The organism is Streptomyces sp. NBC_01463 (assembly GCA_036227345.1).
GTDB lineage: Bacteria > Actinomycetota > Actinomycetes > Streptomycetales > Streptomycetaceae > Streptomyces.
Genome location: CP109468.1, coordinates 1,093,277 through 1,113,697 on the forward strand (window position 1 = coordinate 1,093,277; position 20,421 = coordinate 1,113,697).

The 20,421-nt window shown below is 72.0% G+C and carries 15 protein-coding genes and 1 tRNA gene; 11 read left to right on the plus strand and 5 right to left on the minus strand.

The features are described from left to right. Window positions 1-139: 139 nt before the first annotated feature. From OG521_04725 to OG521_04760, 8 genes are all read left to right on the plus strand, one after another. Window positions 140-1,495 (plus strand): extracellular solute-binding protein, encoded by a 1,356-nt coding sequence (locus tag OG521_04725; protein WUW20129.1) that lies wholly within the window; start codon window positions 140-142, stop codon window positions 1,493-1,495. Further along, window positions 1,492-2,490 (plus strand): sugar ABC transporter permease, encoded by a 999-nt coding sequence (locus OG521_04730; protein ID WUW20130.1) that lies wholly within the window; start codon window positions 1,492-1,494, stop codon window positions 2,488-2,490. The genes OG521_04725 and OG521_04730 overlap by 4 nt, the downstream gene beginning before the upstream one ends. Continuing rightward, window positions 2,487-3,362 carry a carbohydrate ABC transporter permease gene (locus OG521_04735; GenBank protein WUW20131.1) on the plus strand — a complete coding sequence of 292 codons (876 nt, stop codon included), beginning with the start codon at window positions 2,487-2,489 and terminating at the stop codon, window positions 3,360-3,362. Before OG521_04730 ends, OG521_04735 begins: the two co-directional genes overlap by 4 nt. Next, window positions 3,362-4,195, plus strand: coding sequence for an NAD(P)-dependent oxidoreductase (locus tag OG521_04740; GenBank protein ID WUW20132.1), 834 nt, complete (start codon window positions 3,362-3,364; stop codon window positions 4,193-4,195). Before OG521_04735 ends, OG521_04740 begins: the two co-directional genes overlap by 1 nt. Before the next feature lie 122 nt (window positions 4,196-4,317). Further along, a complete protein-coding gene (locus tag OG521_04745; protein ID WUW20133.1) occupies window positions 4,318-8,100 on the plus strand; it encodes a discoidin domain-containing protein in 3,783 nt (1,260 codons plus the stop codon). Between the two features lie 204 nt (window positions 8,101-8,304). After that, a complete protein-coding gene (locus tag OG521_04750; protein ID WUW20134.1) occupies window positions 8,305-9,801 on the plus strand; it encodes an MFS transporter in 1,497 nt (498 codons plus the stop codon). Between the two features lie 166 nt (window positions 9,802-9,967). Beyond that, window positions 9,968-10,294 (plus strand): plasmid stabilization protein, encoded by a 327-nt coding sequence (locus OG521_04755; protein ID WUW20135.1) that lies wholly within the window; start codon window positions 9,968-9,970, stop codon window positions 10,292-10,294. A 67-nt stretch (window positions 10,295-10,361) separates the two neighbouring features. Continuing rightward, window positions 10,362-10,940, plus strand: a complete 579-nt coding sequence (locus tag OG521_04760) for a type 1 glutamine amidotransferase (protein WUW20136.1) — start codon at window positions 10,362-10,364, stop codon at window positions 10,938-10,940. A gap of 95 nt (window positions 10,941-11,035) precedes the next feature. On the opposite strand, the gene OG521_04765 is transcribed toward OG521_04760, so the two are convergent. Continuing rightward, a tRNA-Pro gene (locus tag OG521_04765) sits at window positions 11,036-11,109 on the minus strand. 49 nt (window positions 11,110-11,158) lie between these two features. Further along, window positions 11,159-13,792, minus strand: a complete 2,634-nt coding sequence (locus OG521_04770) for an AAA family ATPase (GenBank protein WUW20137.1) — start codon at window positions 13,790-13,792, stop codon at window positions 11,159-11,161. 108 nt (window positions 13,793-13,900) lie between these two features. On the opposite strand from OG521_04770, the gene OG521_04775 reads away from it, so the two are divergent. After that, window positions 13,901-14,449, plus strand: coding sequence for a DUF309 domain-containing protein (locus OG521_04775; GenBank protein ID WUW20138.1), 549 nt, complete (start codon window positions 13,901-13,903; stop codon window positions 14,447-14,449). A 129-nt stretch (window positions 14,450-14,578) separates the two neighbouring features. Beyond that, on the plus strand, window positions 14,579-14,917 hold the full coding sequence (locus OG521_04780; GenBank protein WUW20139.1) for a hypothetical protein: 339 nt from the start codon (window positions 14,579-14,581) through the stop codon (window positions 14,915-14,917). A 41-nt stretch (window positions 14,918-14,958) separates the two neighbouring features. On the opposite strand, the gene OG521_04785 is transcribed toward OG521_04780, so the two are convergent. From OG521_04785 to OG521_04795, 3 genes are read right to left on the minus strand one after another with little or no spacing between them, the layout of a single operon-like run. Further along, window positions 14,959-16,188 carry an NAD(P)/FAD-dependent oxidoreductase gene (locus tag OG521_04785; GenBank protein WUW20140.1) on the minus strand — a complete coding sequence of 410 codons (1,230 nt, stop codon included), beginning with the start codon at window positions 16,186-16,188 and terminating at the stop codon, window positions 14,959-14,961. Continuing rightward, on the minus strand, window positions 16,185-17,615 hold the full coding sequence (locus OG521_04790) for an NAD(P)/FAD-dependent oxidoreductase (protein WUW20141.1): 1,431 nt from the start codon (window positions 17,613-17,615) through the stop codon (window positions 16,185-16,187). The genes OG521_04785 and OG521_04790 overlap by 4 nt, the downstream gene beginning before the upstream one ends. Window positions 17,616-17,634: 19 nt before the next feature. Further along, window positions 17,635-19,068 (minus strand): FGGY family carbohydrate kinase, encoded by a 1,434-nt coding sequence (locus OG521_04795; GenBank protein ID WUW20142.1) that lies wholly within the window; start codon window positions 19,066-19,068, stop codon window positions 17,635-17,637. A 320-nt stretch (window positions 19,069-19,388) separates the two neighbouring features. Between OG521_04795 and OG521_04800 the strand changes: the two genes are divergently transcribed. Next, the gene (locus OG521_04800) at window positions 19,389-20,396 is read left to right on the plus strand and encodes a hypothetical protein (GenBank protein ID WUW20143.1); all 1,008 of its coding nucleotides are present in this window, start codon (window positions 19,389-19,391) and stop codon (window positions 20,394-20,396) included. Window positions 20,397-20,421 lie beyond the last annotated feature (25 nt).

A 20,421-nucleotide genomic window follows, 5' to 3' on the forward strand; every position in this document is an offset into this window, starting at 1 on the left:
ACCACCAATTCTCAACTGTCTCTTGACGCTATATCACGTCGAGCCTAAGTTCGGTCACTCCAACGCCATTCGGCTATCTGAACGGTCGAACCCCTAGGTAGGGCTCATGCGTACTCCATTCTCCAGAAATATCCGTTTCGTGGCCCTTGCCACAGCGACCGTGCTCTCGGCCGGCTCCCTTGCCGCCTGTGGCGGCTCCTCCGGCTCCGGCGACTCCAAGTCCCTCACCATGTGGACGTTCAAACAGTCGCACGTCACCGGACTCCGGCACGCTGCGGCGGAGTTCAAGAAGAAGACCGGCATCGACGTGAAGATCCAGGCATACACGCCGGACGACGCGTACGCCACGAAGATCCAGAGTTCGGCGAAGACCGGCAACCTGCCCGACGTACTGGAGATCCACTCCGACGGTGAGGAGCGGGTCTTCGGCGCGGCCGGGATCGTCTCCGACTTCGCCGGCGACTTCAAGGGCGCCTGGGCCGACCGCATCCAGCCGGCCGTCAAGGAGTCGGGGCTCATCACCGAGGCCCGGTTCAAGGACGCCGAGCCCAAGACCGCCAAGGACCACGGCATCGTGAAGGGCGCCCGCTACAGCGTGCCCCTCACCGTCGGCACCTTCGGCACGGTCTACGCCAACAAGAAGAAGCTCGCCGCCGCCGGAATCACGAAGGCCCCGGCCACCTGGGAGGAGTTCCTCGCCGCACTCAAGGCGACCAAGGCCAAGGACAGCGCGTCCGGAGGGCTCTCGCTCGGCCTCAAGGTGCAGTCCACCGGACTCACTTGGGTGCTTCAGCCGCTCGCCTTCGCCCAGCTCGGCCAGCAGGGGTACGAGAAGCTGTTCGGCAAGGACAAGAGCGCCGACTTCAGCTCCCCGAACGGCCTCAAGGTCCTGTCGATGTACAACGAGCTCACGCCGTACTGGATGGCCGGCAGCCAGAGCCTGACCATCGACCAGGCCGACCAGGCGTTCGCCCAGGGGAAGTCCACCTTCAACATCGGCGGTACCTTCACGCTCGCCTTCCTCAAGGAGAACGGCATGAAGCCCGAGGACGTCCTCGCGTTCGGGCTGCCCGCTCCCGAGAACGGAGCCGTGCCCGACCGGGCCCTGGGCGCCCTCGCCCTCACCGGGCTCAGCGTCACCGCGACCAGCAAGCAGCCGGACAACGCCAAGAAGTGGATGCAGTTCCTCTCCGAGCCGAAGGTCGCGGCGGACTTCGCCAAGGACGCGTCCGACATTCCCGCCACCGAGCTGGGCGCCGACTCCGCCAAGGTGCTGGGCCCCACGCTCACCGCGCTGGTCGAAAGCACCAAGGGCACCCCGCAGAACACCTACGACCCCGCCCGGGGCAACGAGTTCCGCGCGCCCGGCTACGAGCAGGACGACGCGGGCACCATCCTCGCCGACCTGACCCCGCTGAAACAGTTCACCGTTCCGGAGACCGCGAAGAAGCTCAGTGAACTGAACGCGGCGTACTGGAAAGCGGCCGGCCAGTGACGCTCGCTTCCCGGCCGGCGGAATCGGGAACGGCCGGGGGCGGGAGCAGGAGCCCGCTCCCGGCCGGGGCACCGGCACCGCTCCGCACGAGGCGTCGCCGGATCGGCGCCGAGGCGGTCAGCGGCTACCTGTTCGTCGCACCCGCCGTGATCCTGTTCTGCGTCCTGGGCCTGTACACCGTCGGCTACGGCTTCCTGCTCTCCTTCGCCACCTGGAACGGCTTCACCCCGAACTGGACCTGGGTCGGCCTGGACAACTACGCCGACCTGCTGTGGCGCGACCCGGTCTACGCCCCGCGGCTGCGCCACGCGGCCCTCAACACCCTGTACGTGATGCTCGCCGCCCCTGCCCTGACGGTCCTGGTGTCGTTCCCGCTGGCCGTCCTGCTCAACCAGGTCAAACGGCTGCAGACCGTGCTGCGTTCGGTGTACTTCCTGCCGTACGTCACCAGCGGCATCGCGGTCTTCTTCGCCTGGCAGTACATCCTCCAGCCGGACGGCGCCATCAACTCCCTGCTGGACTCCCTGGGGCTCGGCTCGCTCCAGCAGCCGCAGGGCTGGCTGGGCAATCCCACCACCGCGATGCCCACCATGATCATGGTGACGGTGTGGGGGCACGTCCCGGTGGCGATGCTGCTGTACCTGACGGGACTGCAGGGCATCGACCGCAGCGTGCTGGAGGCCGCGCAGCTGGACGGCGCGGGCTGGTGGCGCACCAACGCGTCGGTGATCTGGCCGCTCGTACGCCCGATCACCGCCATCGTGGTGCTGCTCAACCTCCGTGAGTCGTTGCAGGGGTTCCAGACCTTCCTGGTGATGACCAACGGCGGTCCCGGTGACCACACCAACGTGATGGGTCTCGAGGCCTACCGGCTGGCCTTCCTCAAGAACCTGTCGCCCACCCTGGGCCTGGCCAGCGCACTGGGCTGGATCCTCTTCGCCCTGGCCCTCGTCCTGGCCCTGATCAACCTGCGAGCGCTGCGGAGCAAGACATGACAACGATTTCCCTCGGCGGCGGCACGGCCGGAACACCCCGCAGGAAGGCGGCGGGCAGGACCGCCGCGCGTCTGGTCGTCGGCGCGCTGCTGCTGATCTACGGGCTGGTCAGCGTCTACCCGTTCCTGTGGATGGTGTCGGCGGCCTTCAAGGACCAGGTCGAGGTCGTGCGCGGCGGTCATCTGATCCCGGAGAACCCCACGTTCCAGACGCTCGTCGACACCTGGAACACGCTGCACTTCTTCGACTTCTTCGTGAACAGCCTGCTGGTGACGCTGTACACGGTGGTGCTGACCCTGGTCGTGTACGCGGCGGCCGGCTACGCCTTCGCCGTGCTCCGCTTCCCGGGCCGGGGGCTGCTCCAGAAGCTCTTCGTCTCCCTGCTGTTCGTGCCGGGGGTGACCGTGATGCTGCCGATCGTGCTGCTGGAGAACAAGCTCGGCATCCTGGGCAGTCACTGGGGTCTGGTCCTGCCGTTCGTCAACGGCGGCGCGCCGCTGTCCATCCTGCTGATGACCGGCGCGTTCATGGCGGTCCCTGCCGAGCTGCGGGACTCGGCCCGGGTCGACGGTGCGAGCGAACTGCGCATCTTCACCGGCATCTACGTGCCGCTCGCCCGGCCCGCGCTGATCACCGTTGCGCTGCTGACGGCCATCCCGACCTGGAACGAGTACCTCCTCACCCGGGTCTCGCTGAACGACCCCTCGACGTACACCCTCCCGCTCGGCCTGCAGACGCTGTCCGCGGAGAACGTCCCGCACTACAACAACCTGATGGCGGGATCGCTGATCGTGGTCATCCCGGTGATCGTGCTCTTCCTCAGCCTCCAGCGCTACTTCGTCAACGGCCTGGTCGGGGCGGTGAAGGGCTGATGCGCGTCCTCGTCACCGGGGCCGCCGGACACATCGGCGGCCATGTCCTCGACGACCTGCTGGCACACGGGCACCAGGTCGTCGCAACGGATCTGACGCCGGTGGACGATCCGCGCCTGGACGGGGTGCACACCGGCGACCTCCGCGACCCGGAGCTGGTCCGCAAGGCCATGGACGGCGTGGCGGCCGTCGTCCACCTCGGGGCGATCCCCCACCCCAACGGTCCCGACCCCAGCGCCCTCTACGCCACCAACTGCCTCACCGCGCACCGGGTGCTGGACGAGGCGGGCCGCACCGGGGTCGGCCGGGTCGTCGCCGCGTCCAGCGCGGCGGCGGTCGGCCTCGCCTGGTCGCCCGTCCCCCAGTCCCCCCGGTACGTGCCGCTCGACGAGGAGCATCCGACCCTCGTCCAGGACCCGTACGGGCTGTCCAAGCTGGCCCTCGAGGAGGCCGCACGCGCGGCCCACCGCCGCTGGGGCACCGGCATCGTCTGCATGCGGTTCCCGTTCACCGGCACCGGCGACCGGCTGGCCAAGCAGCTGGCCGCGGTGCGCGAGGACCCCGGCGGCCACCGGATGGACCTCTGGGGCTGGCTGGACACCCGGGACGCGGCGACCGCCGTGCGCCTGGCCCTGGAGCGGGAGCTGACCGGCTGCCACATCGTCAACGTCGCCGCCCCCGACACCTCCTCCCCGCTGCCCACCGCCGAGCTCATGGAGCGCTTCCACCCGGGAGTGCCGGCCTTCGCCGAACTCTCCGGCCGTACCTCCCTGTTCGACACCCGGGCCTGCTTCGAGCTGCTCGGATTCCACCCGCCCCACCGACCCCAGTAGAGGCCCTCATGCCCCGCAGAGACCCCGCCGGCCGCAGACGCGGGCGGCTCGCCGCTCTCGTCCTGCTCCTGTTAACCGCACTCCTCGCCCCCGCCCCCGCCGCGTTCGCCGCGACGCCCGGGATGTACCCGCACGGAGTCGGGGCCGATCTCGGCCCCACCCCGAAGACCCTCGGTATCCGGCCGAGCGCCGGCGACGACCCCGCCGGGCTCCGCACCGGCGAACTCGACGGCCGTACGTACTGGCGGACGGACGTGGCGAAGGGCACCGGCCATCTGGACCTCGCCCTCGACGCGGACTATCTGAAGGGCGTCGACGCCGACGGAGTGACCGTCAGCGTCACCTACCGGGACACGGGCGCCGGCACCCTCGTGCTCGGCGGCGCCACCCCGCTGCGGCTCACCGGCAGCGACACCTGGAGGACCGGCAGCTTCGACGTGGCCACGGCCGATGCCGCCGTGCTGCGCCTGTCCGGAACGGACGGAGCGGAGGGCGGCGACGGCACCGCGCCGGCCGACATCACGGTCGCCGCCGTGCGCGTCGGCACCTCGGGCGCCTCCGTGACCCTCGGGGAGGCACCGCAGCCCTCGGGGATCACCCCGCGTGCGGGTGACGCCGGCAGCGGTCTCGTCACCGGGGTGGAGGCCGGCCGGGGCTACTGGGGCACCGACCGGAGCGCCCCGGCGCCGGGGCTGAACTTCTTCTACATGAACGTCTCCGACACCTTCCTCTACGACACCCGGGACAAGGTGCTCGTCAGCGTCGACTACTTCGACGCGGGCAACGGCACGTTCGGCCTGCACTACGACTCGCCGGGCAGCGCCACGAGCGACATGTTCAAGCCGTCGGAACTCTTCGCCTACGGGGACACGAAGACGTGGAAGACCCACACCTTCGCCCTCGACGACGCGATCATGACCAACCGCTCCAACGGCTCGGACTTCCGCATCACGACGGACGGCGGGGCCGCCGAACTGAAGGTCGCCGCGGTACGGATCACCGTCGTGCCGGCCGAACTGAAGCCGGCCGAGGGCCTGCAACTCCTCGTCGCCGACGCGCGGCGGGCCTGGACGGCGGCGCGCGAGGGCGGGCGAGACGGGCAGTACCCGCCGGGCGCGAAGGCCGCGCTGCTGGACTCGATCGCCGCCGCGCAGAAGGCCGTCGACACCGGCGGCACGACGGAGGCGGAGCTGAAGGCCGCCCTGGACGCGCTCGACACCTCGCTCCGGGACTTCCGGAAGTCCGCGGTGAACACCAACCTGGCCCGCGGCACGAAGGCCACCGCGAGCAGCGGCACGCCCGCGGCCGCGGTCGACGGGGACGCCTCGACGGCGTGGACCAGCGGCGACGGCGGCACCGGCGAGTGGATCACGACGGACCTGGGCTCGGTGAAGTCCGTCAACGACGTCCGGATCCAGTGGGGTTCGACCTTCGCCCAGGACTACACGGTGCAGGTGTCCCGCGACGGCCGGGACTTCACCACGGTGGGCCGCAACGGCGCCATCGCCACGAAGACGATCCGCACCCGCTTCGCGACCACGGCCGCACGCTATGTGCGGATCGCGGTCAAGGGGTACGCCCCGGGCGCCAGGAACATCACGATCGGCGAACTGGAGGTGCGCAAGGAGCGCACCGTACGGCCGAGGCCGCATGCGGTGAGGACGGACTTCCCGGTGGAGTCCCCGGTCGTCGCGGACTTCGACGCCCGCGACTACGGCGCCGACCCGAGCGGCCGCAAGGACTCCACCCACGCGATCCAGCAGGCCGTCTACGACTGCTACGACGCGGGCGGCGGCACGGTCTGGCTCCCCTCGGGGACGTACCGGGTGACCGACACCGTCGAGGTGCACTCCTTCTGCACCGTGCGCGGTGACCGGCGCGATCCCGACCGCGGCAGCGGCGGGTACGGCACGGTGATCTCAGCCGACCTGCCCGCGGGTGCGGACGGACCGGTCCTGTTCCGGATCGGCGGCAGCGCGGGCGTCATGGGCGTCACCACCTACTACCCGCGCCAGAGTGCGGCCTCGCCGGTCGCGTACAACTCGACGTTCCAGATCCCCGGCGGTGCGTGGATCGGCAACGAGAACTACATGATGGCCACCGTCTCCGACGTCACGATGCTCAACTCGTACAAGGGCGTGGGGATCAGCACCATGCCCAACGACCAGGGCGTGGCGCCCTCCTCGGGCCAGGTCCACGAGTCGGCGACGCTCCGCAACATCAAGGGGACCGTACTGTCCGAGGGCTTCCGTGCCTTCAACGGCGCGGACGTGGGCACCTGGGAGAACATCACCCTGGACAACGGTTACTGGGCGGACGCCCCGGCGGCCTACCACCCGCCGAAGCGGGCCGCGCTGGACACCTGGACCCGCGCGCACGGCACCGGATTCGTCCTCGGTGACCTGGAGTGGGACCAGTTCTACCGGATCAAGGCCGCCGACTACCGCACCGGGATCCACATCGTGGCCGGTCAGCGGGCCTCGTTCACCGGCAGCTTCGTGCAGAGCGAGATCCGCCGCACGGATGTCGCGCTGCTGGCGGACAGCTTCGACTCGCGCTGGGGCATGTCCTTCGCCTCCAGCGTCCTGGAGGGCAGCGAGGCGGCCGTCCGGAACGGCTCCGAGGCGTATGTGAAGCTCACCGACACCAAGGTGTCCGGAGCCGTCTCGGGCATCGTCCACCGCATGTCCGGCACGGTCCCGCGCTACGACCAGAAGCCGCTGCCCCGGCCCGCGCGGGCCGCGCTGTACGTCGCGGACCGGGCTCCGCGCGAGACCGGCATCATGCCGCGGCGGGACGCCACGGCCGCCGTCCAGCAGACCCTGGACCGGGCGGGCCGCGAGGGCGGCGGGACCGTCTACCTCCCGGCCGGCTGGTACCGCGTCGACGGCCACCTCCGGGTGCCCGCCGGGGTGGAGCTGCGCGGCGCGTCGCCCGTACCGAACCGCGATCTGGTCGGTGCGAGCGGCGGCACCGTCCTGATGGCGTACGAGGGCCGGGACACCGGCAGTCCCGACACGGCGACGGCGCTGATCACGCTGAACGGCAAGCGGGCGGGCGTCCGCGGCCTGCGGGTCCTGTACCCCGAGAACAACCCGGCGGCGGCGGACGGCCCGGTCCCCTATCCGTTCGCCGTGCGCGGCAACGGTCCGGGCACCTACGCCCTCGACCTCGGCCTGCCCAACGCCTGGAACGGCATCGACATGGCCGCGCACCGCAACGACGGATTCACCGTCCGCAAGCTGGCCGGCGCCGTCTTCAACCGGGCCATCACGGTCGGCCGCAGCGACGGCGGCCGGATCGAGGGGGTACTCAACAACGGGAACGCGGTCGCGCGGGTCGCCTACGCCCTGCCGGACTGGGTCCTGGAGTCGAACATCTTCCCCGATGTGATCGACGACCCGATGCGCAAGCAGTCGCAGATCGTGACGGTCGACGGCGCCACCCGGCTGACGGTGCTCAACGCCTTCGCCTACGGCTTCCACCACGGTCTGGTCGTCCGCTCCGGTGAGGTGACCGCGTACAACCTGGGCACCGACAACCTCGGCACCGACGGCTTCACGGTCGAGGCGGACGGCGGAGACGTCACGGTGGTCAACCTCCTGCGCTACAACGGCGCCTCGGTCACCGGCCCGGCGCGTGCGTACAACATCATGGCGATCAACATGCTCCAGAACGGCCTGACCGCCGAGGCCGCACCGGCGGGACACGGCACCGTGACCCTCGTCGGCAACGAGACGGAGCCGGGCCGCTACGAACGGGGCTCCACGGTCACCGCCGAGGCGAAGCCGCTCCCCGGCCACCGATTCCTGAGCTGGACGGTGGACGGCGAGGTGATCTCCACCGGTCCCTCGCTGGAGATCACGGTCGACGCGGACAGGACGGTGACGGCCACCTTCGACTGACCTGCCGGCTCCCTCCCCCGGCCACGCCGGCTCCCGCGCCAGGGAGCCGGCGTGGCCGCGCGCACGCTGCGAGGCGCACCGGGACTCCTCACCCGATGTGGCGCCCGGCCCGCGTGTGCGGCGGCGAGGAGCGGGCACCTGGCCGATATTGAAGGCACTGCGTCCACGCAGTGCCCGCTCCGCACGGACGAGGAGACAACCGCTGTGACAATCCCCGCAGCGCCGGGCGACTCCGGAACCGGTGTCGTCACGACGGCCCTACCGGCGCGACTGGACCGTCTGCCGTGGTCACGCTGGCACTGGATGATCGTCATCGGCCTCGGGACGGTGTGGATCCTCGACGGGCTGGAAGTGACGACGGTCGGCAACATCGCGGGCCGGCTTTCGGAGGAGGGATCGGGGCTGGACATCACGTCCGCCCAGGTCACCGGACTGGCCGCGGCCCTCTACGTGGCGGGGGCCTGCGCGGGTGCGCTCTTCTTCGGATGGCTCACCGACCGGTTCGGCCGCAAGAAGCTGTTCATGGTGACCCTCGCGGTCTACCTGGCGGCGACGGCGATGACCGCACTGTCCTTCAGCGCGTGGTGGTTCTTCCTCTTCCGCTTCCTCACCGGTTTCGGCATCGGCGGGGAGTACGCGGCCATCAACTCGGCGATCGACGAACTGATCCCCTCGAAGTACCGGGGCCGGGTCGACCTCATCATCAACGGCAGCTACTGGCTGGGCGCCATCGGCGGGGCGCTGCTGTCGATCGTCATGCTGAACACGGACTACTTCCCCAAGGACCTGGGCTGGCGGCTCACCTTCGCCCTGGGTGTCGTCCTGGGCCTCGTGATCCTGCTCGTCCGGCGGCACGTACCGGAGAGTCCGCGGTGGCAGCTCATCCACGGCCACCGCGAGGACGCCGACGAACTCGTCTCCTCCGTCGAGCGGGAGATCGAGGACGAGAGTCACGAGAAGCTGCCGCCGCCGGCCGGTGAGATCACGGTCCACGAGCGCAAGAGCATCGGCTTCGGGCTCATCGCGAAGACCGTGTTCCGCAGCTATCCCAAACGTGCGGTGCTCGGGCTGTCCCTCTTCATCGGGCAGGCGTTCCTCTACAACGCGATCACGTTCGGCTTCGGCGCGATCCTCACCAAGTTCTTCGACGTCGAGAGCGGTCGGACCGGCTACTACTTCGCGGTGATCGCGGCCGGCAACTTCGTCGGACCACTCGTACTCGGCAAACTGTTCGACACGATCGGGCGGCGCATCATGATCGCGGCCACGTACATCGTTCCGGGCATCCTGCTGTTCGTCACGGCCTGGCTCTTCGACCGGGGCTCCCTCGACGCCAACAGCCTGACCGCCTGCTGGTGCGTGGTGCTGTTCTTCGCATCCGCCGGGGCGAGCAGTGCCTATCTGACCGTCTCCGAGATCTTTCCCATGGAGACCAGGGCCATGGCCATCGCCTTCTTCTACGCGGTCGGCACGGCGGTCGGCGGCATCAGCGGCCCGCTCATCTTCGCCGACCTCACCGAGTCCGGCGTCGCCCGCGACACGGCACTCGCCTTCTGCATCGGTGCCGCGCTGATGTGCGCGGCCGGCATCGTCGCCGCCTTCCTCGCGGTCGACGCCGAGCAGCGCTCCCTGGAGGACATCGCGCGACCGCTCTCCCAGACGGAGAAGGCCGGCGGCCGGGGCGACGACGCGGGCCGGTAGCGGGAGTCACCCGAGCGCGCGGCCCGGTGTGCGCGCCCGGGGCGGCGGTGCCATGTTTCGGACGGGGCACTGCGGCAACCCGGGTGGTGGGCATCGGCCGCGTCGCTGTCCCCGGTGCGGGCCGGGTGCCCCGGAGAAGAGACCCGAGAACGAGAAGGAGAACGCCATGCCGGCCGGATCCAGTCGCAAGCGTGAGCGTCAGTACGAACACGTGAAGGAGAGCGCCGAGAAGCGCGGCGAGCCGGAGAAGCGCGCGAAGGAGATCGCCGCCCGTACCGTCAACAAGGAACGGGCCCGCTCGGGTGAGTCGAAGACGGCGAGCAGGACATCCACACAGGACCCGAAGTCGGCGTCCCAGCGAGGCGGGGAGCGCTCGCACAAGGGCGCGCAGGGGCGTACCCGGGACCAGCTGTACGAAGAGGCCAGGAAGAAGAACATCGAGGGCCGCTCCACGATGAACAAGGAGCAGCTCCGCAAGGCGGTCAGCCGCTGATTCACCGAAACCGCCGGCCGCGTCGCGTCGCGGCCGTACCCCTGGCCGACAGGAAGGACGTCAGCGGATGAGCGACCACGATGCGGCCGAGCGCAAGGTGCTGGCCATCGTCACCAACTACGGCGTCGAGCAGGACGAGCTCGTCGTCCCGCTCGACCACCTGCGCGGGTGGGGCGCCCAGGTCGATGTCGCGGCCGTGACGAGGGACTCGGTCGAGACCCTCGTCGGTGACAAGGAGCCCGGCAGAACCCTGGAGCCCGACCTGACGCTGGACGAGGCCGATCCGGACGGTTACGACCTTCTGCTCGTACCGGGCGGGACGCTGAACGCCGACACACTCCGCACGCAGAGCTCCGCGTGCCGGATCGTGCGCGCGTTCTCCGCAGCGGGCCGCCCCGTCGCCGCGATCTGCCACGGGCCCTGGGTGCTGGTGGAGGCCGGCGTGATCCCGGGAAAGCGGCTCACGTCCTACGCCTCGCTGCAGACCGACATCCGCAACGCGGGCGGCGACTGGACGGATCAGCCGGTCGTCACGGACGAGTCCGGCGGCTGGAAGCTCATCACCTCACGGAACCCGGACGATCTGGAACCGTTCGTGCGGGAGATCGACGCGGCGCTCGCCGTCCCGGGCCTGTCCGGCCTCTGATCCGCGTCCGGGGGCCCTCGCGCGCGTGCACGCAACGGCCGAGGGCCGGTATCGGATTTCTCCGATACCGGCCCTCGGTCCACGACTGTCTCCAGTCGGGACGACAGGATTTGAACCTGCGACCCCTTGACCCCCAGTCAAGTGCGCTACCAAGCTGCGCCACGTCCCGCTGCCAGTCCCCCGGTCGTGCCGGGCGGCTGCGCAGGACAAACATTACCTCACTCCGTGGACCGGATCGACGCCCGCGCCTGCTGGGCGCGGGTCGCCAGGGACTCGGCGCCGCAGGCCGTGGCCAGCTTCTGTGCCCGGGCGAGCTCACGGGGCGACCGGGTGGCGATGCCGTAGTCGAGGAGGGCGAGGGCCAGCTCGTAGCCGGACGGTGACGCCTCCAGGTGGCGGACGGCCTCACCGAGCAGGTGGGCCGCCTCCTCCGGGCGGGCGAAGAGGGCGACACAGCGCAGGGCCTCGCCGATCGCCGTATCCGTGCCGAAGCGCTCCGCGTGCACCCGGGCGGAGTTGGCGAGCTGGGCGGCGCGGCCCGGGTCGTCGTCGGCGAGGGCGCGGGCCAGGTCGCCCGCCCAGGGGCCCCAGATGCCGTTGAACCTGCCGCGTGGTTCGAGGGCGTGCCCGGCCGCCTCCAGCTCGGTGACGGCTTCCTTCGTACGGCCTTCGGCCAGCAGCAGGCGGCCGCGGACGCACGGTGCGTCGGGCAGGACCATGGCACTGGGATAGGGCAGACCGAAGTCGTACTGGTCGGCGACCTTGCGGGCCTCGGTGACCCGGCCGCGGGCCAGCAGGGTGTCGATGAGGAGGCAGGCGGCGTCCCAGTGGACGGGCAGTCCGCTGCCGACACGGTCGGCGAGGCGCAGTCCCTCGCGCAGGAAGCCCTCCGCCTCGGCCAGCCGGCCGCGACGGCGGTGGACCAGGCCGAGCAGGGTGTGGGCGAAGGCCAGGTGGGCGCCGCTCCAGCCGGAGATCTCGAAGGCGCGCACGGCCTCGCCGAAGAGTTCCTCGGCCCGGTCGAGCTGGTCGGTGAAGGCGTAGGTGATGCCGAGCAGGGTGGGGAGCTCGAAGCCCCATTCGGTGTCGGTCCAGCCCAGGCCGCGGGCGGGGTGGCCGTTGACCAGGGCGCGTTCGCACAGGTCCACGATCAGCTGGGAGTTCTCGCCGCGCAGCATGGCGTCGAAGGCGCGGAGCGTGAGGAGCGCCCGTTCGGCGTTGTCCCGGCCGGTGAGGTGGTCGGCGTTGGCGGCGAGCCGGCGGGAGCGGCCGGGCCCGTCCTCCTCGGTGGCCTGCATGCCCTCCCAGAGGAAGTGGGCGGCCTGCAGGCGCATCAGGCCCGGTCCCGGCGCCGTGCGCTCGGCCTCGGCCGCCAGTGCCAGGGCCGCTTCCTTCAGCTGGTTGTTGTGTGACAGAGCTGCGGCCAGCCGGAACGTGGCGTCGACCCGCAGTTCGTCGGCGAGGCCGGGCATGTCGAGTGCGGCCCGCAGGTGCTGCACGGTGGTGGGCGGGGAGCTGAGCAGGGTGGCGCAGCCCAGCTCGTACAGGAGGGTGGCGCGTACGTCGTGGCGCGGCGGTTCCTGGAGCGCCCGCTCCAGGCAGCGGCGGGCGGCTTCGGGGGCGCCGACCGCGAGGTGCTGGTTGGCGGCGGCCCGCAGCTGCTCGACGAGTTCCTGGTCGTCGTCCGGGTGGACTTCGAGCAGGTGCCGGGAGGCCGCCGCGGGTCCGAGGCCGGCCCGGGTGATCGCCCAGGCGGCTCTGCCGTGCATGGCGGTGCGGGTGGCGGGCGGAATGGAGCGGTACACGGCGGTGGCGATCAGCGGGTGCACGAACTCCAGCGGGTCGAAGCCGCTGACGATACGGGCCTCGCGCAGCCGGGCGGTGCAGTCCGCCGCCTCGGCGGGGCTCATTCCGGCCAGGGTAGCGGCGAGTTCCTGGGAGATGTCGGTACCGAGGACGGCGGCGGCCCAGGCGAACCGGTTGGCGTTGGTGCCGAGCCGTTCGAGCCGGGCGACGAGACCGCTGCCCCGGGCCGACGCGCCGAGTTCGCGGAGCAGTCCGGCGGACTCCTCCAGCGGGGCCAGTTCACGGTCCTGGACCTTCGCGACGAGCTCGACCGCCTCGTAGGGGTTGCCGCCGGTGACGGCCCACACCTCGCGGCAGAACGGGTCGTCGGCGTGGTCGCCGAGGGTGGCCCGGACCAGTTCGGACGTGGCGTCGGGGGTGAGTGCGCGCAGGGCGACACGGACCTGCGCCGGATGGCCGCCCGCGGCGGTGCGCTGGGCCTCGCGGGCCGCGAGCTCCTCCGGGCGGTGCGCCTGGACGACCAGGACCTTCAGTTCACCGAGCCGGGCGGTGAACGAGGCGAGCCAGGCGAGGGATTCGCCGTCCGCCCAGTGCGCGTCGTCGATGACGAGGAGCAGCGGACGGTGGCTCAGCCGGGAGGCGAGCCGGGAGACGACCCAGTCGAGGCCGTCGCGCACACCCTGCGGGTCGGGCTGCGGGCCGGTGGGCTCGGAGAGTCCCAGGGCCGGTGCCGCGATCTCGTACCAGGCGCCGAACAGGGCCTTCACGTCGTCGGCGGGGAACTGGTCCAGCGCGGGCTGGAGCAGCTGGCGCACGACGTGGAACGGCACCGAGGTGACCGTCTCGCCGCCGCGGGCGGACCAGACGGTGCAGCGGTCGGCGGCCATGGCCTGGATCTCGGCCAGCAGCGCGGTCTTGCCGATGCCCGCCTCGCCGCTGAAGACCAGCAGCCCGCCGGCGGCCTGCGCGCCGCAGAGGGCGTCAACGGCCTGTGCGGCGGCGGCGAGTTCCGGTTCGCGTTCGTACAGCGGCCGGGACGGCTTCATGCCTGCTCTCCCCAAAGTCGGATCGATGACAGTCGAGCCTAGTCGTGCGCGGGGGGCCACCGACAGGGGTTCAGGCAGTTCTCCGCAGGTACGAGGCACAATCGGGGGGTGGACGAGACTCGCAGGGACCGGGACGCCGAGGGCCGGGCGCACAACGCGCGCCCCCGGGACGGGCTGGGACGCCCCCTGCCGTACGGGACGCAGGGGGTGGAGCGGCAGCCCGAGGGCGTGGTCCGTTCGCCCGGGGAGACGGTGCGGGAGGCGCAGCGGCTGCTGGACGCCGGAATGCCGTTCCACGCCCATGAGGTGTTCGAGGACGCGTGGAAGTCGGGGCCCGACGCGGAACGGGAGTTGTGGCGGGGGCTGGCGCAGCTGGCCGTCGGTCTGACCCATGCCGCCCGGGGCAACGCGACGGGCGGTGCGCGGCTGCTGCGGCGGGGCGCGGGGGCGCTGGCGGGATTCGCCGGGGCCGGTGGGGCCGCCGGGGCTCCCGGCGGGCCGGACACTCCGGCCGCTCGGGTTCCGGCGGCGCACGGGATCGACGTCGACGCGCTGAGCGGCTGGGCGCTGGAGCTGGCCGGGCGGGTGGAGGGCGAGGGGGCCCCGGTCGTCGACGCGGCCGCCGAGGCGCCGCGGCTGCGGGCCGACGGCGGCTGACCGCGGTGCAGCGGGACCGGGTCGCGGCGCACCGGGACGGAGGGCACGGAGCCCGAACTCCCCTTCCTTTCCCTCTCCTTGACCGAGAGCGGTGAACAGGGGCGTGCGGAGCCATTACGATCCGGCCTCATGAGCACTTCTGACCAGGACCAGGACCAGGCCCTAGACGCCCCGATAGCCGAACCCGAGGACACCGCGGCGGCCGAGGACCGGCGGCTGACGCCACGCCAGGCGAGACGACTGCGCATCGTCCTCTCCTCGGTCGGGATGGTGGCGATGGCGGTCGTCCTGGGGCTGCGGATCGCGAGCCGGTCCTCCGTCCTGGTGGTCGGGGTGTACGGGCTGGCGCTGATCCTGTGCGGGATCGTGATCGAGCTGAGCAGGAACGGCCGGACCCGGCTCGGCAGCTGGCTGCTGGGGGTCGGTCTGGTGGCGGCGATCGGGTCGGACTGGCTGCTGATCCCCTGAACGCCGGGCCTGCCTGGCGCGGCCCGTTCCGCGCGTCCCGGTCAGTCCAGTGAGACGTGCACCGTCCCGCCGTGCGGATCGGCCCGGTCCAGCCAGCCGGCGGGCAGGTGGAAGGGGCGGCCCGGCCGGGCGGGCCGCAGCAGGCGCCGGCGGTGCAGCTCCACACCGTCCTGGCGGACGACGAGCAGCGGGGCCGTGAGGCTCCGGCCGGTCCGCAGGATGAACCGGTCGCCCAGCGGCCGGTCGTCCCCGGGCCCGATGAGGTTGGGCGTGATCCACTCCAGCGGTGCCGCGACGGCGACCGCGGGGCGGTCCGCGGGCCAGTCGCCGGTGGCGAGATGACGGAGTACGGGTACGGCGAGGGCGCGGCCCTCCGCCGCCGCGGTGCCGGCGCTCTCCACGCCGTGCAGCACATTGCCCACGGCGAAGACACCGGGCTCGCCCGTGCGGTACGCGGCGTCGTGCGCGGGGCCCCGGGTACCGGCGTCCAGCGGCAGGCCCGCGCGCCGCGCCAGTTCGTGTTCGGGGATCCAGTCGCCCGTGAACACCACGGTGTCGCACGGCAGGGTCGTCGTGCGGCCGTCCTCGTGGCGCACCGCGACGCCGGTGAGCCGGGGACGGCCGGTCAGGGCGGTGACGGCGGTGCGGGTGAGCAGCGGGGCGCTATGGAGCGGTTCCAGGGCGGCGGGCCGGACCGGGGGCCGGTCGGTGACCCGGGCGACGACTTCGACGCCGGCCGCGCGCAGGGTGCCGGCGGCCGCGTCGGCGACCGGTTCGTCGCCGACGATCACCGCCCGGCTGCCGATGTGCTGGTGGTGGAGGTGGACGGCCTGCTGGAGTTCTCCGGTGGTGTAGACGCCCGCCGGGCGGGTGCCGGGGACCAGCCGGGCGCTGCGCGGGCGTTCCCGGGCTCCGGTGGCGAGGACGACGGTCCTGGCGGTGATCCGTTCCAGTCCGCCCGGTCCTGTGGTGTCGAGGATGCGTGGACCCGCCCAGCCGGTGACGGTGATGCCGGTGCGCAGGACGGCGCCGGCGCCGGTCGCGGCAGCCGCGCTGCGCCGGGCGTACTCGGGGCCGCTTATCCCTCCGCTCGTGCGCCGGCTGCCGAACCCCTTGTGGTGGCAGTGGCGCGGGATGCCGCCCGCGGTCTGTTCGCGTTCCAGGACCTCGACCCGGCGCACCCCGGAAGCGGCGAGTGCGGCCGCGGCGCCCAGACCGGCCGGGCCCGCCCCGACGACCAGCACGTCGACGCTCCGCTCGCGGCGGGTCATGTCCGGCTCCCCTCCTCGATGCGTGCGCGGAGACCGGCGCCGCAGGAGAAGCCCTGGCAGCGTCCGTTGCCGGCCCTGGTCCTGCGGGCCAGGCCCGCGACGGAGCGCGGCGGGAGGGTGGAGCGGAGGGCGTCTCGGATCTCGCCCTCGGTGACGCGCTCGCAGTGGCAGACCAGGGTGCCGTACGCGGGGTCCCGGGCGATGAGTCCGGCGTCCAGGCAGGGGCGTTCGCCCGTCTCACCGAGTCCGGGCATGGTGAGGGGCTCCAGCGCGACGGGGGTGCCCAGGGCGAGGCCGGTGTCGGCGAGGAGCGCGGTGACGTGGTCGGCGATGGCCATGGAGGCGGTCAGTCCGGTGGAGCGGATTCCGCCGACCGCGATGTAGTTCAGGCCGGGGTGGGCCTGGATCCGGTAGTCCTCGTGGCCGGTGGCCGCCCGCAGTCCCGCGTACACGGCGGTCACCTCCTCGTCGAGGAGCCGGGGCAGGATCCTTCGGCCCTTCTCCCGCAGCAGGGCGATTCCCTCCTGTGTCGACTCGGTGGCGGTCTTGTCGTCGAGTTCCTCCGCTGTGGGGCCGAGCAGCACGTTGCCGAAGACGGTCGGGGCCACCAGGACGCCCTTGCCCGCGGCGGTGGGGACGGGGAGCAGGATGTGCCGGACCAGGTCGCGGGCGAGCTTGTCGAACACGATGAGCTGGCCGCGGCGCGGGGTGACGGTGAAGTGGTCGTGGCCGAACTGCCGGTCGATCTCGTCGGCGTGCAGCCCGGCGGCGTTGATCAGGTACCGGGTGCGCAGCGGGCCGCGCCCGGTCGTGAGGGTGTGGTGGTCCGGTGCGGGCTCGATGCGGCCGACCCGGCAGTCCAGGTGCAGATGGACGCCCGCGCGGACGGCCTGGGTGGCGAAGGCGAGCGGTGTGGTCCAGGGACAGATGACGGATTCGTCGGGGACCTCCAGCGCGCCGAGTGCCCCCGGGCCGAGGTGGGGTTCCCGCTCGGCGACCTCGTCGGCGTCCAGCAGCCGGGCGGCGTGGTAGCCGTTGGCCTCCGCCTTGGCCAGCAGGGCGGGCAGCGCGGCGAGTTGTCCGGCGTCCCAGGCGACGAGGAGGGCGCCGACGCGCTCGACCGGGATCCCCGTCCCGGCGGCGTACGCGGCGAGTTTCCGCTGCCCCTCGCGGACGAGGCGGGCTTCCAGGGAGCCGGGGACGGCGTCGAAGCCGGTGTGCAGGATCGCGGTGTTGGCCTTGGACGTGCCGTCGCCGATGTCGTCCGACGCCTCGACCAGGGCGGTGCGGACCGGGTGGTGGGCGAGGGCGCGGGCGATGGCGGTGCCGACCACGCCCGCTCCGATGACGGTGACGTCGTACGGGGCGCCGCCGGGCAGTTCCGGCAGGGGGTCCCCGGCGGTGGTGACGGTGACGGGCTGCGTCATCGGGCCGCTCCGGCCGGGGTCATGACCGTTCCAGCAGGGTGTCGACGGCGGCGCGGAATCCGGCGAGGCGCTCGGCCGCCTCCGAGGGGCCGATCCGCGGTTCGTAGACGGCGGACGGCCGCCAGGCGGGGACGGCGTCGGCGAGGGCGAGTCCGGGGTCGCTGCCGAGCCGGGCCACGGCCCCGACCCCGAGAGCGGTGACGTCGGGCAGGGCGGACACCTCGACGGGCCGTTGCAGCAGATCGGCCTGGGTCTGCATGAGGAGTGCGGAGCGGGTCAGTCCGCCGTCGACGCGGAGGGCCGTCAGCGGGGCGCCGAGGTCGGAGGCCACCGCGTCGGCGAGTTCGACGACCTGCGCGGCGATGCCCTCGCACAGCGCCCGCACGAGGTGGCCGGCCGTGGTGTCCAGGCTCAGGCCGGTGACCGAGCCGCGCAGGTCGCCGCGCCACCAGGGGGCGGCGAGACCGGCGAGCGCGGGCACGAAGGTGACGCCGCCGGAGTCGGGGACGCCGCCACCGACGGGGTCGAGATCCTCCGCCCCGGAGATCACCTTGAGGTCGGTGAGCCAGCGGACGGCGGAGGCGGCCGTGTAGACCTGTCCGTCCAGGCAGTAGCTGGTACGTCCGCCGAGCCGCCAGGCCACGCAGCTGACCAGCCCGGTGGAACCCCGGCGCGGCACGCCGCCGGTCTGGGCCAGGAGGAACGCGCCGGTGCCGTAGGTGCACTTGGCGCTGCCGGGTTCCAGCGCGCCCTGCGCCAGGAGGGCCGCCTGCTGGTCGACGAGCAGCCCGGTCAGCGGGAGTTCGCCGCCGAACGCGGTCGTGGTGCCGAAGGTTCCGGCCGCGTCCACCACGGCCGGCAGGCGTTCGCCGCCCAGACCGAAGACGTCGAGGGCGGCGGGCGACCAGACGGTCTCGTCGAGGTCGAGCAGCTGGGTCCGGCCGGCCGTCGCCGCGTCCGTGACGAATGCTCCGGTGAGCCGGTGGACGAGCCAGGAGTCGCTGGTGGTGACGACCCCGGCACGGGTCCGTTCGCGGCGGATCCAGGCCATCTTGGGTGCGGCGAAGTACGGATCGAGCGGCAGTCCGGTGAGCCGCTTCAACTCCTCCTCGTGTGCCGCGAGTTCCCCGCAGAGCGGCTCGGAGCGCCGGTCCTGCCAGACGATCGCCTCGGTGAGCGGCTTCCCGGTGTCCGGGTCCCAGGCGAGCACCGTCTCGCCCTGGTTGGCGAGCCCCACGGCGACGACCGGTTCGCCCGCGGCGGCCAGGGCCTGCGTCCCGGCGTCGACGACCGAGCCGAGCAGTTCGGCCGGGTCCGCCTCGACGGCTCCCCCGGGTCCGTAACGCGGCCGCACCGGAGCGGAACCGGAACCGATCACGCCCCGCTCGGGACAGATCACCAGCGCTTTCGTCCCTGAGGTGCCCTGGTCCACGGCGAGTACCGGGCCTGTCATCGGGTCTCCAGCGGTACGCAAGCCCCCGGGCTTGAACGGAATCGTGATCATCGGTCGCGGCAACCCAGGGTGGTGCAGCCCAGCGGTTACGTCAAGCGCCCGCAGGAGATGTCGCCGGAACCCGGCGCGTCCGCTCAACCTCCTGTTTGCACAAGTGACTTGAAGAAGATCCACGATTCGTTCGGGAGTTCGGCACGGAGGGCTCTACACTCACCGCCGAGCAACAACCGGACGCTTTACAGCAGTTCACATTTCAACTGCTGCTTCACCCCCCACGTCCCGAGGATCGATGAGACCGACACCATGCTCCGAGCACGTCCATGGCCAACAGTGAATTCCGGCCGGTCTACCATCCGGCCGGCCACGACAACGCACTCCGCTCCGCGTTACAGGACTTACGCACCGGCCGCTGGCTGTCGATGCGTGATCTCCTGGAGAGCACCCCGGACTGGACCCTGTGGACCCAGCGCACCCAGGTGTTCGGGGCGGTCGCGGCGGGATCGGACGCGGTTCGGGCCTGGCTGACGGAGGAGCCGCGCAGCGTCGCGGCCGCCGTGATGCACGCGCGGGTCGCCGTGGAGCGGGCGGTACGGGCCCACCGCGCCGACCACCCGCGCGGACAGGAGCTGTGGCAGGAGGCCTGGGAGGCGTGCCGCTCGGCCGCCCACGCCTCACCGGCGGACCCGGTGCCCTGGGTGTGCCTGCTGGCGCTGGCCCAGCTCGACGAGCGCCAGCGCCTGGAGGAGCACCGGCTGCATCCCCCGGGCCCCATGCTCTTCCCCGGGCCGTGGGGGCTGCTGGCGGAGGCCGACAAGCGCGATCCGTACAACCGCGAGGCCTATCACCGGATGCTCCAGTTCGTCTATGCGCGCAAGGCCGGGGGCGTCCTCTCCGAGGCGGTCAACTTCGTTCAGTGGGCGGCCTCCTCGGCACCCGACGGCTCGGCGCTGCACGTTCTCCCGCTGTATGTGCGGGTCGAGCGCTACCGCCGCGAGAACGGTCACGAGAAGGCGCTGGACCTGCACTGGGTCACCGAGGACGCCGAGCGCGAGGCCCTGCGCGCCCTGGAGATCTGGTTCCTGCGCACTCCCCCGGCCACCCACACCCTGCTCGATCTGAACCATCTCGCGCACGCGCTGTGGGGGGCGCTCCAGTTCGCCGACGCCGCTCCGGTCTTCCGTGAACTCGGCCCGTACTTCACCTCGTTGCCGTGGGCGTACCGCACCCGCGACCCCAAGGATCCCGGCGGCGCCGAGGAGGTTTTCCTGCGCGCCCGCAGCCGCGCCATCGCCGCCGCCCGCGATCCGGACCGGGGCCCGCACGGCTGACCCGGTCCGCTCCCCCCTGTCCTGT

Excerpts from the sequence above, each read along its gene's own strand:
- OG521_04735 (WUW20131.1), top strand. The coding sequence starts at position 2,487 with ATGACAACGATTTCCCTCGGCGGCGGCACGGCCGGAACACCCCGCAGG.
- OG521_04740 (WUW20132.1), top strand. The coding sequence starts at position 3,362 with ATGCGCGTCCTCGTCACCGGGGCCGCCGGACACATCGGCGGCCATGTC.
- OG521_04745 (WUW20133.1), top strand. The coding sequence starts at position 4,318 with ATGTACCCGCACGGAGTCGGGGCCGATCTCGGCCCCACCCCGAAGACC.
- OG521_04755 (WUW20135.1), top strand. The coding sequence starts at position 9,968 with ATGCCGGCCGGATCCAGTCGCAAGCGTGAGCGTCAGTACGAACACGTG.
- OG521_04760 (WUW20136.1), top strand. The coding sequence starts at position 10,362 with ATGAGCGACCACGATGCGGCCGAGCGCAAGGTGCTGGCCATCGTCACC.
- OG521_04770 (WUW20137.1), bottom strand. The coding sequence starts at position 13,792 with ATGAAGCCGTCCCGGCCGCTGTACGAACGCGAACCGGAACTCGCCGCC.
- OG521_04780 (WUW20139.1), top strand. The coding sequence starts at position 14,579 with ATGAGCACTTCTGACCAGGACCAGGACCAGGCCCTAGACGCCCCGATA.
- OG521_04785 (WUW20140.1), bottom strand. The coding sequence starts at position 16,188 with ATGACCCGCCGCGAGCGGAGCGTCGACGTGCTGGTCGTCGGGGCGGGC.
- OG521_04790 (WUW20141.1), bottom strand. The coding sequence starts at position 17,615 with ATGACGCAGCCCGTCACCGTCACCACCGCCGGGGACCCCCTGCCGGAA.
- OG521_04795 (WUW20142.1), bottom strand. The coding sequence starts at position 19,068 with ATGACAGGCCCGGTACTCGCCGTGGACCAGGGCACCTCAGGGACGAAA.
- OG521_04800 (WUW20143.1), top strand. The coding sequence starts at position 19,389 with ATGGCCAACAGTGAATTCCGGCCGGTCTACCATCCGGCCGGCCACGAC.